The sequence below is a fragment of the Georgenia muralis genome, from assembly GCF_003814705.1.
GTDB classification, from domain to species: Bacteria; Actinomycetota; Actinomycetes; order Actinomycetales; family Actinomycetaceae; genus Georgenia; species Georgenia muralis.
Genome location: NZ_RKRA01000001.1, coordinates 1,022,402 through 1,036,827 on the forward strand (window position 1 = coordinate 1,022,402; position 14,426 = coordinate 1,036,827).

Sequence of the window (14,426 nt, forward strand, 5' to 3'; positions counted from 1 at the left end):
GCGGGGGACCGGCGGTGGTCAGGAGAGGCCGGCGGCCCAGTCGTAGGACTCCAGGAACGGGTCGGGCTCGATGGGCCCGTCCGAGCTCCACTCGGTGTGGATGAGCCCGTCGGGTCCGATCCGGCCGATGAGCGCGGTCTTGCTGAGGTGGTGGTTCTCGCCGTCGATCGTCACCGTGCCCTCGGGCGCCTCGAACGTCGTGCCGTCCGCGGCCTCCTGGACGGCGGCGACGTCGAAGGAGCCCGCCTCCTCCACCATCGCGCGCCAGAGGTGGAGCGAGGTGTACGCGGCCTCCATCGGGTCGGAGGTCACCCGGTCCTCGCCGTAGGCCTCCTGGAACGCCGCGACGAACGCGTCGTTCTCGGGGCTGTCCACGGTCTGGTAGTAGTTCCAGGCGGTCAGCTGGCCCTCGACGTTGTCGATGCCGATGCCGCCGACCTCCTCCTCGGCGATCGAGACCGACATGACCGGCATCTCCTCGGCGGTCAGGCCGATGTTGCGGTACTCCTTGAAGAAGGCGACGTTGGAGTCGCCGTTGAGGGTGTTGAAGACGGCGTCCGCGCCCGCCGAGCGCACCTTGCCGACGATCGTGGCGAAGTCGGTGTGCCCGAGCGGGGCGTACTCCTCGCCGAGCACCTCGATGCCGTGCTCCTGCGCGTAGGCGTTGATGATCTTGTTCGCCGTGCGGGGGAAGACGTAGTCCGACCCCACGAGGAACAGCGACGTCGCCCCCTGCTCGCGCAGGTAGTCCAGCGCGGGGATGATCTGCTGGTTCGTGGTGGCGCCGCTGTAGAAGATGTTCTCCGACGCCTCGAGGCCCTCGTACTGCACGGGGTAGAACAGCAGGGCGTCGTTCCCCTCGAAGACGGGCAGCATCGCCTTGCGACTGGCGGAGGTCCAGCCGCCGAACACCGCCGCGACGCAGTCGGAGACGATGAGCTTCTCGGCCTTCTCCGCGAACACGGTGGGCTCGGAGGCGCCGTCCTCGGAGACGACCTCGAGCTGCTTGCCGAGGACACCACCGTCGGCGTTGATCTCCTCGGCCGCCAGCGTGAGGGAGTCGAAGACCGTCTGCTCGGAGATGGCCATGGTGCCGGAGAGGGAGTTGAGGAAGCCGATCTTGACGGTGTCGCCGGAGGTGTCCACGCAGGACTCGGCCGACGCGGCGGAGGTGTCCGCCTCGTCACCGCCCGCCACGCGCGCGCCGCAGGCGCTCAGCGTCATGGCCAGGGCGGCAACGGCGGCGAGCGCCACGCGGGTCCGCAGGGGTTTGGGGGTCATCACAGGTTCCCTTGTTTCGGGCCACGGGGGCCGGGGCTGGGGGTCGCGACGCCGTGTCGCGACATCTGTGACGCTAGGAGCCCCCTGTTTCGTGGGACCGCCCTCACCGTTTCGGGTGGGTAAACGCTGCTCGCAGCCCACCGGCGAGGGCAGGCGACGCGGCCCGGCGTCGAGATGTGACGGGTCTGCCGATGAGGCGGATCGGCCCACCGATCAGACCGCAGCCACCCCGGTGCACGGCAGCAGCGCCACCTCGTCGGGAGCCGCAGGGGAAGCCGCCGGCGGAGCTGCCGTGCCCGCACCCCACGAGCTCCACCAGGGCGAGAGGCTCGCGCTGTGCGCTGCCGTCCCGAGCAGGCGCGCGAGGGCGCCGGCGCCGTCGAGGTCGAACCTCGTCCCGCGCGCCGAGGGGTCCCCGGCGGGGGGTCGCCACCCGAGGGCCAGCACGGTGTCGACCACGCGCGCCCGCCCCAGCACCCCCGGCGCCGTCCGCGCGGTCGGGCCGAGGTCGAGGTCCTCCACGAGGAGCTCGGCCCCCGCCTGCCGCACCGACGTGCGGGCCCGCAGGGCGCCGCCGGTCTCCCCCGTGCGGCCCAGGACCAGGACCTCGCGCAGCAGCGCCCGCGCGCCGTCGCCGAGCTCGACGTCGGTGGTCCGCAGGACGTCCGCACCGTCGGCGACCACGAACGGCAGCCCCTCCCACGTGAGCCGGGCGCCGGCCCCGAGCCGCACCCGCACCGACCAGGAGGAGGGCTCCCCGCCCGCGTCGTAGGCGACCGTCCCGGCTGTCTCGACGATCTCCAGGCTCGCGCCGTCGCCCACCTCGACCTCGACGGCCACGTGGTCCCCGCCCAGGAGCAGCGCTCCGGTGGCGACCACGGCGACGGCGGCCCCGGAGGCGTCGGAGCGGAGCAGTCGCGGGCTGAGCGCGCCGCCCTCGAGCCGGGTACGGACCCGGTCCGGGCCCCGCTCGACGGCGATCCTCACCCGCGCGCGGCGCCGCGCAGGCCACCAGGGCCGCCGGCGGTCGGGGCGAGCTCCTCCCCCAGGTAGGTCTCGTGGTGGACGTGCTCGACCGGGTGCGCGCCGTCGGCGTGCCGGTGCGCGCCGGCCCCGTCGTGACGGTGGACGAACGCCCTCCCCGGCGACGTGCCTGCGACCTCGGACGCACCGGAGGCGTCGGCGGCACCGGAGGTACCGGAGGTACCAGCGGTGGCGTCGTCGTCGTCCTCGTGGCTGTGGAAGAAGCCCCCGCCGTCCTCGTCGGCGTGGAAGTGCGGCGCCATGGGCCCGGGGTCGGCGGGGACGAGGCGGCCGCCCGTGTGCTCGGCGAGGACGCCGCGGACCCACCCGCACAGCTCGGCCACCGAGGCGGGATTCTCCCTGGAGAGCGCCAGCACCGGCCGGCCCTCGCGAGCGGCCTCGCCGTCGGCGACCATGCGCTCGACGTCGACGCCGACGTAGGGCGCCAGGTCGGTCTTGTTGACCACGAGCAGGTCGGCGCGGGCGATGCCGGGGCCGCCCTTGCGTGCGACGTCGCCGCCGCCGGCGACGTCCAGGACGAAGATCTGCGCGTCCACCAGCGCCGGGGAGAAGGTCGCGGTGAGGTTGTCCCCGCCGGACTCGACGAGGACGACGTCGAGCGGGGCGAAGTCCTCCTCGAGGTCCTCCACGGCGAGGAGGTTGGCCGTGACGTCGTCGCGGATGGCCGTGTGCGGGCACGCACCGGTCTCCACCGCCCGGATCCGGTCGGGGTCGAGGACGCCGGCCGAGCGCAGGAAGCGCGCGTCCTCGTCGGTGTAGATGTCGTTGGTGATGACCCCGAGGGACAGGTCGGCCGACAGCTCCCGGCACAGCAGCGCGATGAGGGAGCTCTTGCCGGTGCCGACGGGACCGGCGACGCCGAGCCGGAGGGACCGGGTGGGTGAGGTGTTCTCAGGCACTGAAGAGCCTCTCTGTGGTGGTGTCGTGGATCTCGGCCCACAGCTCGACGAGCGGGGCACCGGTGGCGGGGATCTCGTGGGGGGCGGTCAGGTTCGCCACCCGGCCGGCGAGCTCCTCGATGAGGGGGTGTGCGGCGAGCACCCAGGCGGTGGCGTCGACGGGGTCGACCGGGGCGAGCTTGAGCGCCGCGGCGGCCACCGTCTGCGCGTCGTCGTAGCCGACGAGGCGCGCGGTGTCGGTGGCGCCGAGGCCGGCGCGGGCGGCGAGGAGGCCGAGCGCGACGGGCCGGGACGGGCGCGGAGGGCGGACGCCCGCCGACGCACCGGGCGGCGCACCGGCCCGCGCACCAGCCGGCGCACCAGGCGCACCAGCGACCGGCCACAGCCGGTCCGTCAGGCGCAGGTACCCCCGGCCGAGCCGGCGCGAGGCCGACCGCAGCGCCGAGCTGGGGGTCCGGGCGGCCCACGCCGTCTCCACGACGGCGAGGTCGCCGCCGGCGAGCGCCACGTGCCGCGCGACGACGGCCGTCCCGGCCTCGACCAGCACCACGGTCCGCAGCCGGGCGGCGAGGTAGGCGGGCACCTGCGCGGGCGGCATGCCGGCCCGCAGCGCCGGCTCGAGCCCGGCGGACTGGGTGTGGGCCCCGCTGGGCAGCCGGGCGTCGGCGAGCATCGCCAGCAGCAGGGGCGTGGGTCCGGGCGCCATCAGAACAGGCAGTAGAGCTGGGCCAGGGGCAGCGAGTCGGCCGGGGCGGGCTCGATGCGCTCGCCGTCGACGTCGATGGCGAACGTCTCGGGGTTGATGTCGATCCGCGGGAGGGCGTCGTTGTTGACCATCTGCGCCTTGCCCACCCCGCGGGTGTCGGCCACCGGGAGCAGGGTGCGCCGCAGCCCGAGCCGGCCGGCGAGGCCGTCGTCGAGCGCGGCGGGTGCGACGAAGGTGACCGAGAGGTCCGGGGCGACGGCGTCGGCCAGGGCCGGCCGCTCGAGCACGGGCTGCGGGGTGGGGATCGAGGCGTTGGGGTCGCCCAGGGCGCCGCGCACGATGGCCCCGCCCTTGATGACGACCTCGGGTCGGAAGCCGAAGAACTTCGGGTCCCACAGGACGAGGTCGGCCATCTTGCCCGGCTCGACCGAGCCGATGTGGGCGTCGACGCCGTGGGCGATCGCCGGGTTGATCGTGTACTTGGCCACGTAGCGCCGGGCCCGCTCGTTGTCCGCGGGGAGCTCCGAGGACAGCGCCCCGCGACGGGCCTTCATCACGTGCGCCACCTGCCAGGTGCGCGTGATCACCTCGCCGATGCGGCCCATCGCCTGGGCGTCGGAGGAGGTGATGGACATGGCCCCCATGTCGTGCAGGACGTCCTCCGCCGCGATCGTCGTCGCCCGGATCCGCGACTCGGCGAACGCGAGGTCCTCGGGGACGCCGGGGTTGAGGTGGTGGCAGACCATGAGCATGTCGAGGTGCTCGGCGACGGTGTTGACGGTGTGCGGCAGGGTGGGGTTGGTCGAGCCGGGCAGGACGTACGGCTCGCCGGCCAGGCGCAGGATGTCGGGGGCGTGCCCGCCACCGGCCCCCTCGGTGTGGAAGGCGTGGATGGACCGGCCGCCGATCGCGGCGACGGTGGACTCGAGGAACCCCGCCTCGTTGAGCGAGTCGGAGTGCAGCGCCACCTGCAGGCCCCATTGCCCCGCTGCGGTGAGCGCGGCGTCCAGCGCGGCCGGGGTCGAACCCCAGTCCTCGTGGACCTTGAACCCGCCGGCGCCCGCGAGCGCCTGCTCGGCCAGTCCCGGGGCGCTGACCGTGTTGCCCTTGCCGAACAGGATGACGTTGACCGGCAGGGCGTCGAGGCTGCGGTGGATCGTGGCGAGGTGCCAGGCGCCGGGCGTCACGGTCGTCGCCTTCGTGCCCTCCGAGGGGCCGGTGCCGCCGCCGGCGATGGTGGTGATCCCGGTAGCCAGGGCCTCGTGCACCTGGGACGGCGAGATGAGGTGGACGTGGGAGTCGAACCCGCCGGCGGTGAGGATCTTCCCCTCGCCGCTGATGACGTCGGTGGACGGGCCGATGCGCAGGTCGGGGTGCACGCCGTCGGCGATGTCGGGGTTCCCGGCCCGGCCGAGCGCGGTGATGCGGCCGTCGCGGATGCCGACGTCGGCACGCACCACCCCCCACCAGTCCAGCACGACGGCGTTGGTGATGACCGTGTCCGGCGCCCCCTCGGCTCGGGTGGTGGTGCCCTGCGCCATGGACTCCCGGATGGACTTGCCACCGCCGAACACCGCCTCGTCCCCGCCGACCGTGCGGTCCTCCTCGACCTCGATCCACAGGTCGGTGTCGCCCAGGCGGACCTGGTCGCCCACCGTGGGTCCGTACAGGGCGGCGTAGCGCTCCCGCGAGATCTCAACCATCGGTGCGCCCCGTCCCCTCGGTCGTCGCGGAACCGCCGTGGGCCGCTCCGCCGTCGTCCTTGGCGTCGAGCGGTCCGCCGTCGACCTTGCCCCGCTGGATACCGGGCACCCGCCGGGCCCCGCGCAGCGCGACGGCCGCCACGGTGCGCGAGGCGCCCGGCTCGAAGCGCTGCGAGGTGCCGGCCGGGACGTCGAGGCGGAAGCCGTGGGCGGCCGCACGGTCGAAGGCCAGGGCGGCGTTGGCGTCCGGCAGGTGCAGGTGCGAGCCGATCTGCACGGGCCGGTCGCCGGTGTTGAGCACCACGAGCTCGACCCGCTCGGCCGCCGTGCGGTCGGCGTTGAGCTCGATGGTGCCCGCGGCCGCGCGCACGGCGCCCGGTCCGGAGGCGGAGATCCCTGCCATGGTGCTCCTCAGGCGATCGGCTGGTGGATGGTGACGAGCTTGCGCCCGTCGGGGAAGGTCGCCTCGACCTGGACGTCGGGGAGCATGTCGGCGACGCCGTCCATGACCTCGTCCCGGCCGAGCACCGCCCGGCCCTCGACCATGAGGTCGGCCACGGTGCACCCCTCCCGGGCCCGCTCCACCACCCACGTCGTCAGCAGGGCGACGGTCTCGGGGTAGTTCAGGCGGACGCCGCGCTCGCGCCGGTCGCGCGCGACCATGCCGGCGACGGCGAGCAGCAGCTTCTCCTGCTCCGACGGTGTCAGGTGCATCGGCCCTCCCGGGGCGTTCCCCCGCGTCCGGCGGGCGTACCCGATGGTCGCCGCCGGACGTTTCGGGCGTGTGACCGGCCGGGAACGGTCGTGTAACCCCCTCCTGGGGCGGGTGCGCCGGGGCAGGGGGCGCGCCGACACCGCGCGGGCGCCACCGACGGGGCGGGCGCCCCTACGCTGGCCCCATGTCAGACTTCCCGGCGCCCGCCACCGACACGTACCTGCTCGTCGACGGCGAGAACATCGACGCCACCCTGGGCATGAGCGTGCTGGGCCGGCGGCCCGCCCCCGAGGAGCGTCCGCGCTGGGACCGCATCCTCCACTTCACCCAGGAGGTCTGGCACGGCCAGGCCAGGGGGCTGTTCTTCCTCAACGCCACCTCGGGGCAGATGCCCATGAGCTTCGTCCAGGCGCTCCTCGCCATGAGCTACCACCCGATCCCGCTGGCGGGCACCGGGACGGAGAAGGTCGTCGACATCGGCATCCAGCGCACGATGGACGCCATCCTCGAGCAGGGGCACGGCGACGTCGTCCTGGCCTCCCACGACGGCGACTACATCCCCCAGGTCGAGCGGCTCCTCGACGCCGGCCGCAAGGTGGGCGTGCTGTGCTTCCGCGAGTTCCTCAACGGCCAGCTCGCCGACCTCACCGAGCGGGGCCTGCAGATCTACGACCTCGAGGACGATCTCGGCGCCTTCAACGCCGTGCTGCCGCGCGTGCGGATCATCCCGCTCGCCGCCTTCGACCCCTCGCGCTACCTGTAGCCCGACCGCTACCTGAAGCCCGACCGCTCGGTGCCCGTCCGAGGCACGCGCGGCCGGCTCTAGAGTTCCCCCATGGTCACCGCCTCCGCCTCGGTGCTGCTGCGCGACGTCCGCCTCGTCCCCGTCGCCGGCCCCTCAGCACCGCAGGGCTCCCCGACGGGAGAGCATCCCCCCGCGCCGCCCGCGCCGGGGCCGGTCGACGTCCGCATCACCGGCGGCCGGATCACCGAGGTCGGCCCGCACCTGTCCCGCCGGGCGGGTGAGGAGGAGCTCGACGGAGCCGGGCGGTGGGCCGCCCCGGGGCTGTGGGACCACCACGTCCACCTCGGTCAGTGGGCGCGCACCTTCGACCGGCTCGACCTGACCGACGCCGCGAGCGCCGCCGAGGTCCTGCGCCGGGTGCGTGAGCGCCTCACCGGGGCCCGGACCCCGCTGGTGGGGTTCGGCTTCCGCGATGCCGCCTGGCCCGATGCCCCCGACCAGGCGGCCCTGGACGCCGTCGCCGGTGACGCCGCGGTCGTGCTCGCGTCCGGCGACTTCCACTCCGGCTGGTTCTCCGCGCGCGCCCGTGAGCTGCTCGGCGTCCCCGAGGCAGCCGACGGCGACGCCCTGGTCCGGGAGAACGCCTGGTTCGCCGCGCTCGGGCGCCTGGCGGACCTGCCCGGCGACGAGCCGGTCTCCTACGGCCGCGCCCTGGCGGAGGCGGCCGCGCGCGGCGTCGTCGGGGTGACCGAGATGGAATGGGCGGCCAACGCCTTCGAGTGGCCGGACCGGGTCGCCGACGGCGCCGACACCCTGCGGGTGCGCACCGCCACCTACGCCGACGGTCTCGACGACGTCCTCGCCGTCGCCCTGCGCACCGGAGAGGCCGTTCCCGGGGGTCGGGGCCTGGTCCGGATGGGCCCGCTCAAGATCATCTCCGACGGCTCGCTCACCACCGCGACCGCGCACTGCCTCGCGCCCTACCCCGACCCGATCGACCCCGGCCACCCGCACGGTGTCCAGAACGTGCCCGCCGACGAGCTGCGCGACCTCCTGCGCCGCGCGCGCCGCGGCGGCCTGGACGTCGCCGTCCACGCCATCGGCGACGCCGCCGTCTCCATCGCCCTGGACGCGTTCGCGGCGACCGGCGCCCGCGGGTCGATCGAGCACGCCCAGCTCCTCACCCCCGCCCACAGCGCCGAGATGGCCCGGCTGGGGGTGGTGGCGAGCGTGCAGCCCGCCCACCTCCTCGACGACCGCGACGTCACCGAGGAGCGCTGGCCCGACCGGGCGGGGCGCACGTTCGTGCTGCGTGAGCTGCTCGACGCCGGGGTCCGGCTCACGCTCGGCTCGGACGCCCCCGTCTCCCCGCTCGACCCGTGGCTGGCGATGGCCGCGGCCGTCCACCGCAGCGCCGATTCGCGCGAGCCGTGGCACCCCGAGCAGCACATCACCCCCGCCGAGGCCCTCGCCGCCTCGACCGACGGCCAGGGCACGCTCGCCGTGGGCGGGCGCGGCGACGTCGTCCTCCTCGACACCGACCCCCTGGCGCCCGCGGCGTCCACGGACGAGGCAGCGGCACGGCTGCGCCGGACGCGGGTGGCCGCCACGCTCGTCGGCGGTCGCGTGACCCACCTGGCGCTGTAGGAACCCTCCCCGCCCGCGCGGCTATCGTGGCTGCCGTGCGCACCCGTCGTTTCGCCCAGGTCGACGTCTTCTCCGCCGAGCCCGTCCGGGGCAACCCGGTCGCCGTGGTCGTCGACGGCGACGGGCTCGACCAGGAGGAGATGCAGCGGTTCGCGTCCTGGACCAACCTCTCCGAGACGACGTTCCTGCTGCCGCCGGCGGACCCCGCTGCGGACTACCGCGTGCGGATCTTCACCGTCGACGGCGAGCTGCCGTTCGCGGGCCACCCCACCCTCGGCTCGGCGCACGCCTGGCTCGAGGCGGGCGGCCGTCCACGCGCCGCCGGCGAGGTCGTGCAGGAGTGCGCGGCGGGCCTGGTGCGGGTGCGGCACGAGGACGACCGCTGGGCCTTCGCGGCCCCGCCGCTGACCCGGTACGAGCCGGTCGACGCCGTCACCCTCGCCCGCGCGGCGGCGGCGCTCCGGCTCGACCCGGCCGACGTCGTCGACGCGTCGTGGCTCGTCAACGGCCCCGAGTGGATCGGGATCCTCCTGGGCAGCGCCGACGCGGTGCTCGCCGTCCGGCCCGACGGCGCCGTCCTGGACGGACTGTTCGTCGGCCTCGTCGGTCCGGTGCCCGCGGGCGCCGACGACACACCGGCGTTCGAGGTCCGCGGCCTCATGGGCACCGGCCAGGAGGATCCCGTCACAGGCAGCCTCAACGCCGGCCTGGCCCGCTGGCTGGTCGACACCGGCCGCGCTCCCGACCGCTACGTCGCGGCGCAGGGCACCGTCCTGGGTCGCGCGGGTCGGGTGCACGTCCGGGTCGACGGTGACGACATCTGGGTCGGGGGCCGCACGACGACCGTCGTGACCGGCACCGTCGGCCTCTGACGCCGCGGGCTCGGCACCGAACCGCCGCCCTGCACCCGGCCGCACCCCCGGCCCTCGACACCGGGCGCCCGCCACCGCCACACTGTGCGCACGACGCACGGGCGAGCGGGGGCGGGCCGTGCCGGAACCGAGGACGGACGATGACGCCGCCGACCCACCCACGCCCCGCGGGGCCGCGGCCCGAACGGCCACGACCCCGCCGTGAGAACGCGTCAGGGCATCCCGATGGGTTCGCCCGCCGGGTCGAGCACGTACCAGACGTCACCGACGCCCTGGCCCGTGACGTCACCCGGCGCCGTGTCCTGCGCCCAGTAGTACAGCGGCCACCCGTTGTAGCTCGCCTGCATGGAGCCGTCGGAGCGCTCGATCGTCCCCAGGAGGGACTCGTCGACCCCCTCACCGGCCGTGGGCTCGCCCTCGAGCGGCGGCCAGGCGACGAGGCAGTCGCCCTCGCAGACGCTCTCGCCCGAGTCCTGGGTGTCGTTGGTGAACATGTACAGCGTCATGCCCTCGCCGTCGACGAGGATCGTGCCGAGGTCGGTCTCGGCGGTCATGACGGTGGCCGCACCGGCAGCTGCGCCGTCCTCGGTCGACTCCTCGGTCGTCGCCTCGGTGGTCGCCTCCTCGGACGCGGTGGTCTCCTCCTCGGTGGTGGCCTCCTCGCCGCCGGCCACGGTGGTCTCCTCGACCGTCGTCGCCCCCTGCGGGTCGTCGTCGCCACACGCGGCGAGCGTCGCCGCGAGCAGCACACCCGCCGCCACCGCCCCGAGCCCGGATCTGGTTCTCATGGTTCCTCCCTCAGGTCCTGACGACGGCCGGGTCGGGCCGTCCCCCGTGGTACGCACCGGAGGTGGCCCGGGATTGCGCGACCCGAGAATCTGTGGCACATCCGTTGGGGGCGAGGCAATCCCGGACGGGTCCGCGCGCGTATCCCCCGACGTGGACCTCTTCTCGCGCACGGACCGGACGGCCGACGCCGCCCTGGTGGCGGGCCTGGCGGTCGACGACCAGCCGGCCGCCGCCGCGTTCGTGCGCCGGTTCCAGGCGCCGGTCTTCGGCCTGGCGGTCTCGATCACCCGCGACGCCGCCCTCGCCGAGGACGTGGCCCAGGAGGTGTTCGTGCGCGCCTGGCGCGCGGCCGGGACCTACGACGTCCGACGGGCGTCCGTGCTGACGTGGCTCCTCACGATCACACGCAACGCGGCGATCGACGTCGTCCGGGCCCGTCGGCAGACACCCACCGACGACGGGGTGCTGGAGGAGATGATCGCTGCGACCCTGCAGGCGCCGGCCTCGGACGAGGAGGCCCTGCGTCACGTGGAGCGCGACGACGCCCTGCGGCGGCTGAAGTCGCTGCCCCCCGAGCAGGCCCGGGCCGTGGTGCTCGCGGTCATCGGGGGCCGCACCGCGCAGGAGGTCTGCGAGCACGAGGGGATCCCGCTGGGGACCGCCAAGACCCGCATCCGCACCGGGCTACGCCGGGTGCGCGAATCGATGGAGGCCGGAGAATGAGCAGGCAGTGCCCGGACCAGGACGAGCTGTACGCCCTGGCCCTCGGCGACGTCGGGCAGCCCGAGCGCGACGCCGTCACCGCGCACCTGGCGGTGTGCGAGGGCTGCCGGGCGGAGTACGCGGCGATCGCCGACGCCGCCGACCACGTGCTCGCCGCCGCGCCGGCGGTCGCACCACCCGCGGGGTTCTCCTCCCGGGTCCTCGCCGCCATGGCTGCGGCCGGCGGTGCCGGTCCGGCCGCACGCCCGTCGCACCCGTCCGACTGGTCCGCGCCCGACGTCGGCCCGGCACGCCCGGAGGTGCTCCGCGCGGAGCAGGAGCGCGGTCCGGACGCCGCTCGGGCCACCACCGCCCACCACGGGCGCACGGCTCGCGGGGCGACGCCCGCGCGCCCCGGGAGCCGCCGCGGCGGGCACCACGACGGCACCGGTCCGACGTTCCGGAGCCGGCGTCGTCAGTGGCCGGCGCTCCTCACCGCAGCGCTGGCCGGTGTCCTGCTCGGCGTCGCCGGGACCGCCGTCCTGACGCAGCTGACCGCCGAGGAACCGCCACCCGCCGCCGCGCCCGCCGAGACCGCCGAGCCCGCCCGGTCCGCCGGCATCGCCCTCGTCAAGGACGACGGCACCGCCGTCGGCTCGGTGAGCGAGACCTGGTTCGACGGCCAGCCGGTCCTCGTCGTCGTCGTGACCGACGGACCGCCCGGCGCGCTGTACGAGTGCTGGCTGGTGGGCTCGGACGGCACGCGGGAGAGCGTCGGCCGCTGGAGCCTGGACGAGTACGGCGCCGAGGCCACGTGGATCGTCCCCGTCCCCGAGGGCCGGCTCGACCGGCTCGAGCTCGTCGCAGCCAGCGGCCGGGTGTGGTCGACGGCGAGCCTGTAGCCGCGCGACGTCCAGCCCGTTCCCAGGAAACGTCCAGTCGACCGGCGGAGACTGGGCCGCATGGACACCACGCGCACCCCCGCGCGGGGCTCCCGCGGCGGCCCCGAGCGGGCTCCGGAGGCCCGGCTGCTGGTCGTCGACGACGAGCCCTCGATCCGCGAGCTCCTCTCGGCCTCGCTCCGCTTCGCCGGGTTCGAGGTCCTCACGGCCGAGGACGGCAACTCCGCCCTGCGCGCGGCCTCGGAGAACGAGCTCGACCTCGTGGTGCTCGACGTCATGCTGCCCGACATGGACGGCTTCACCGTGCTGCGGCGGCTGCGCACGCACCAGGACGTCCCGGTCCTGTTCCTCACGGCCCGCGACGACATGTCGGACAAGGTCCAGGGCCTGACCGTCGGCGGGGACGACTACGTCACCAAGCCGTTCAGCCTCGAGGAGGTCGTCGCCCGCATCCGGGCGGTGCTGCGCCGCACCCGGCCCGAGCCGGAGGACGGCGCCGTGCTCACCTACGCCGACCTCGAGCTCGACGAGGACGCCCACGAGGTGCGCCGCGCCGGCCGCGAGGTCGAGCTCTCCCCCACCGAGTTCAAGCTGCTGCGCTACCTCATGGTCAACGCCGAACGAGTGGTCTCCAAGACCCAGATCCTCGACCACGTGTGGGACTACGACTTCGCCGGCGACGCGGCGATCGTGGAGTCCTACATCTCCTACCTCCGCCGCAAGCTCGACAACCCCGCCGTCCTCGGCCTCGAGCCGGCCACCGAGCTGCCGCCGCTCATCCACACCCGCCGCGGCGTCGGGTACGTCCTGCGGCACCAGGGCCGCTGATGGTCGGCAGGCTGCACGCACGGTGGCGGGCGGTGCCGCTCAGCGGGCGGCTCGTGGCGATCATCGCCGCCCTCCTGCTCCTCGGTCTCGCCGCGATCTCCGCCGCCACCCTCACGGCCCTGCGCGTCCAGCTCGTCAGCCAGGTCGACGAGGAGCTCACCGGCTCGGCCCGGGGCATCGCCCAGCGGGTCCTGGACCAGATCACCCGCGGCGACGGCGAGGACCAGTTCCTGCCGTCGAACTTCTTCGTGCGCATCGAGATGGCCGACGGCACCCAGCGCACCATCGTCAACGACGACGTCGAGGCGAGCCTGGGCGTGCCGCGCACCCCGGCGGCGGACCTCGACGCGCTGCGCGACGCCGCCGAGCCGCTCGAGCCCGTCACGCTCGCCGGCCGGGGCACCACCGTCCCGTGGCGGGCGGTGGTGCTGCCCGTCAGCGGCCCGGACGGGCAGGTCGTCGGTGCGGCGACCGTCGCGCTCCCGCTCGGCGCCGAGGAGAAGACACTCGCCAGGACGGCGCAGCTCGTGGCCATGGCGGGGCTGGGAATCGCGTCGTTCGGCGCGGTGGCCGCCTGGCTGGCGGTGCGCCGCTCCCTGCGGCCGCTGCGCGAGATCGAGGCGACGGCGGTAGCGATCGCGGCCGGCGACCTCTCGCGCCGGGTGCCGGCCGCCCCGCCGTCGACCGAGGTCGGGTCGCTCGCGCTGTCCCTCAACGCGATGCTCGCCCAGATCGAGCAGTCCTTCGCGGCGCGGGCGGCCTCCGAGCGGCGGATGCGCCGGTTCGTCTCCGATGCCTCCCACGAGCTCCGCACGCCCCTGTCGACCATCCGCGGGTACGGTGAGCTCTACCGCATGGGCGGGGTGGAGGACGTCGACCAGGCGATGGGCCGCATCGAGACCGAGGCCAAGCGGATGGGCAACCTCGTCGAGGACCTCCTCCAGCTCGCGCGGCTGGACGAGGGCCGCCCGCTCGTGCTGAGCCAGGTGGACCTCGCCGCCGTCGCCCGCGACGCCGTCGCCGACCTCGGCGCGCTGGCGCCGGACCGCCGGGCTGCCGTCGTGCCGCTGGACCCGGACGGCCCGGCGGTCGGGACGGGGCACGTGGACGCGGTGCCCGTCTCCGCCGACGCCGACCGGGTGCGCCAGGTGGTGGCGAACCTCGTGGGCAACGTCGTCCAGCACACCCCTGCGGGGACGCCGGTGGAGATCGCCGTGGGGCATCCCGAACCGGGCTGGGCCCTCCTCGAGGTCCGCGACCACGGTCCCGGCATCGCCGAGGAGGACGCACCCCGGGTCTTCGAGCGCTTCTACCGCATCGACCCCTCGCGTACGCGCAGCTCCGGCGGGTCCGGCCTGGGCCTGGCGATCGTGGCGGCCGTCGTCGGCGCCCACGCCGGCGGCGTGCGGGTGCTGCCCACCCCCGGCGGTGGCACGACCGTCCAGGTCGCGCTGCCGGTCGAGGGACCGGCACCCACCGCGGCCGACCGCGCCGAGGGCGCCCTGCTCGGCGCCACCGATCCCTCGGTGACCGACTGAGAGCGGTGTGCGGGGATCGTTCGGCGACAGAGGTCGCTCGGCAACTCAGGGATCG

At 75.0% G+C, this 14,426-nt stretch carries 14 protein-coding genes and 1 pseudogene; 7 read left to right on the plus strand and 8 right to left on the minus strand.

Annotated elements, in window-relative coordinates; genetic code table 11:
- Positions 1-18 precede the first annotated feature (18 nt).
- The 7 genes and pseudogenes from urtA to EDD32_RS04435 form a co-directional block, all read right to left on the minus strand.
- A complete protein-coding gene (gene urtA, locus EDD32_RS04405) occupies positions 19-1,281 on the minus strand; it encodes an urea ABC transporter substrate-binding protein (RefSeq protein WP_123915038.1) in 1,263 nt (420 codons plus the stop codon).
- A 213-nt stretch (positions 1,282-1,494) separates the two neighbouring features.
- Positions 1,495-2,268, minus strand: coding sequence for an urease accessory protein UreD (locus EDD32_RS04410; RefSeq protein WP_123915041.1), 774 nt, complete (start codon positions 2,266-2,268; stop codon positions 1,495-1,497).
- A gap of 239 nt (positions 2,269-2,507) precedes the next feature.
- Positions 2,508-3,224: pseudogene (gene ureG, locus EDD32_RS04415) on the minus strand (urease accessory protein UreG); the annotation flags it as partial.
- The gene (locus EDD32_RS04420) at positions 3,217-3,930 is read right to left on the minus strand and encodes an urease accessory protein UreF (protein ID WP_123915047.1); all 714 of its coding nucleotides are present in this window, start codon (positions 3,928-3,930) and stop codon (positions 3,217-3,219) included. The gene EDD32_RS04420 and the pseudogene ureG, both read right to left, overlap by 8 nt.
- Complete coding sequence (locus tag EDD32_RS04425; protein WP_123915050.1) at positions 3,930-5,633, minus strand: urease subunit alpha; 1,704 nt, start codon at positions 5,631-5,633, stop codon at positions 3,930-3,932. Before EDD32_RS04425 ends, EDD32_RS04420 begins: the two co-directional genes overlap by 1 nt.
- Positions 5,626-6,036, minus strand: coding sequence for an urease subunit beta (gene ureB, locus EDD32_RS04430; RefSeq protein ID WP_123915053.1), 411 nt, complete (start codon positions 6,034-6,036; stop codon positions 5,626-5,628). Before ureB ends, EDD32_RS04425 begins: the two co-directional genes overlap by 8 nt.
- A gap of 8 nt (positions 6,037-6,044) precedes the next feature.
- A complete protein-coding gene (locus EDD32_RS04435; protein WP_123915056.1) occupies positions 6,045-6,347 on the minus strand; it encodes an urease subunit gamma in 303 nt (100 codons plus the stop codon).
- Positions 6,348-6,532: 185 nt separating this feature from the next.
- On the opposite strand from EDD32_RS04435, the gene EDD32_RS04440 reads away from it, so the two are divergent.
- The 3 genes from EDD32_RS04440 to EDD32_RS04450 all read left to right on the plus strand — a co-directional run bounded on the left by EDD32_RS04440 (position 6,533) and on the right by EDD32_RS04450 (position 9,612).
- A complete protein-coding gene (locus EDD32_RS04440) occupies positions 6,533-7,111 on the plus strand; it encodes an NYN domain-containing protein (RefSeq protein WP_123915058.1) in 579 nt (192 codons plus the stop codon).
- 72 nt (positions 7,112-7,183) lie between these two features.
- Entirely contained in the window at positions 7,184-8,740 is a 1,557-nt protein-coding gene (locus EDD32_RS04445) for an amidohydrolase (RefSeq protein ID WP_123915061.1), read from the plus strand.
- A 35-nt stretch (positions 8,741-8,775) separates the two neighbouring features.
- Entirely contained in the window at positions 8,776-9,612 is an 837-nt protein-coding gene (locus tag EDD32_RS04450; protein WP_123915064.1) for a PhzF family phenazine biosynthesis protein, read from the plus strand.
- A gap of 212 nt (positions 9,613-9,824) precedes the next feature.
- Here EDD32_RS04450 and EDD32_RS19395 read toward each other — a convergent pair whose 3' ends face one another.
- Positions 9,825-10,400 (minus strand): COG4315 family predicted lipoprotein, encoded by a 576-nt coding sequence (locus EDD32_RS19395; RefSeq protein WP_246005972.1) that lies wholly within the window; start codon positions 10,398-10,400, stop codon positions 9,825-9,827.
- A gap of 151 nt (positions 10,401-10,551) precedes the next feature.
- Here EDD32_RS19395 and EDD32_RS04460 point away from each other — a divergent pair, with 151 nt between their 5' ends.
- The 4 genes from EDD32_RS04460 to EDD32_RS04475 are packed head-to-tail and all read left to right on the plus strand — an operon-like array spanning position 10,552 to position 14,371.
- Positions 10,552-11,124, plus strand: a complete 573-nt coding sequence (locus EDD32_RS04460; protein ID WP_211338721.1) for an RNA polymerase sigma factor — start codon at positions 10,552-10,554, stop codon at positions 11,122-11,124.
- Positions 11,121-12,005 (plus strand): zf-HC2 domain-containing protein, encoded by an 885-nt coding sequence (locus tag EDD32_RS04465; RefSeq protein ID WP_123915070.1) that lies wholly within the window; start codon positions 11,121-11,123, stop codon positions 12,003-12,005. Before EDD32_RS04460 ends, EDD32_RS04465 begins: the two co-directional genes overlap by 4 nt.
- 60 nt (positions 12,006-12,065) lie before the next feature.
- Positions 12,066-12,833, plus strand: coding sequence for a response regulator transcription factor (locus tag EDD32_RS04470; protein WP_123915072.1), 768 nt, complete (start codon positions 12,066-12,068; stop codon positions 12,831-12,833).
- A 32-nt stretch (positions 12,834-12,865) separates the two neighbouring features.
- On the plus strand, positions 12,866-14,371 hold the full coding sequence (locus EDD32_RS04475; RefSeq protein WP_246005973.1) for a sensor histidine kinase: 1,506 nt from the start codon (positions 12,866-12,868) through the stop codon (positions 14,369-14,371).
- Positions 14,372-14,426: the final 55 nt, after the last annotated feature.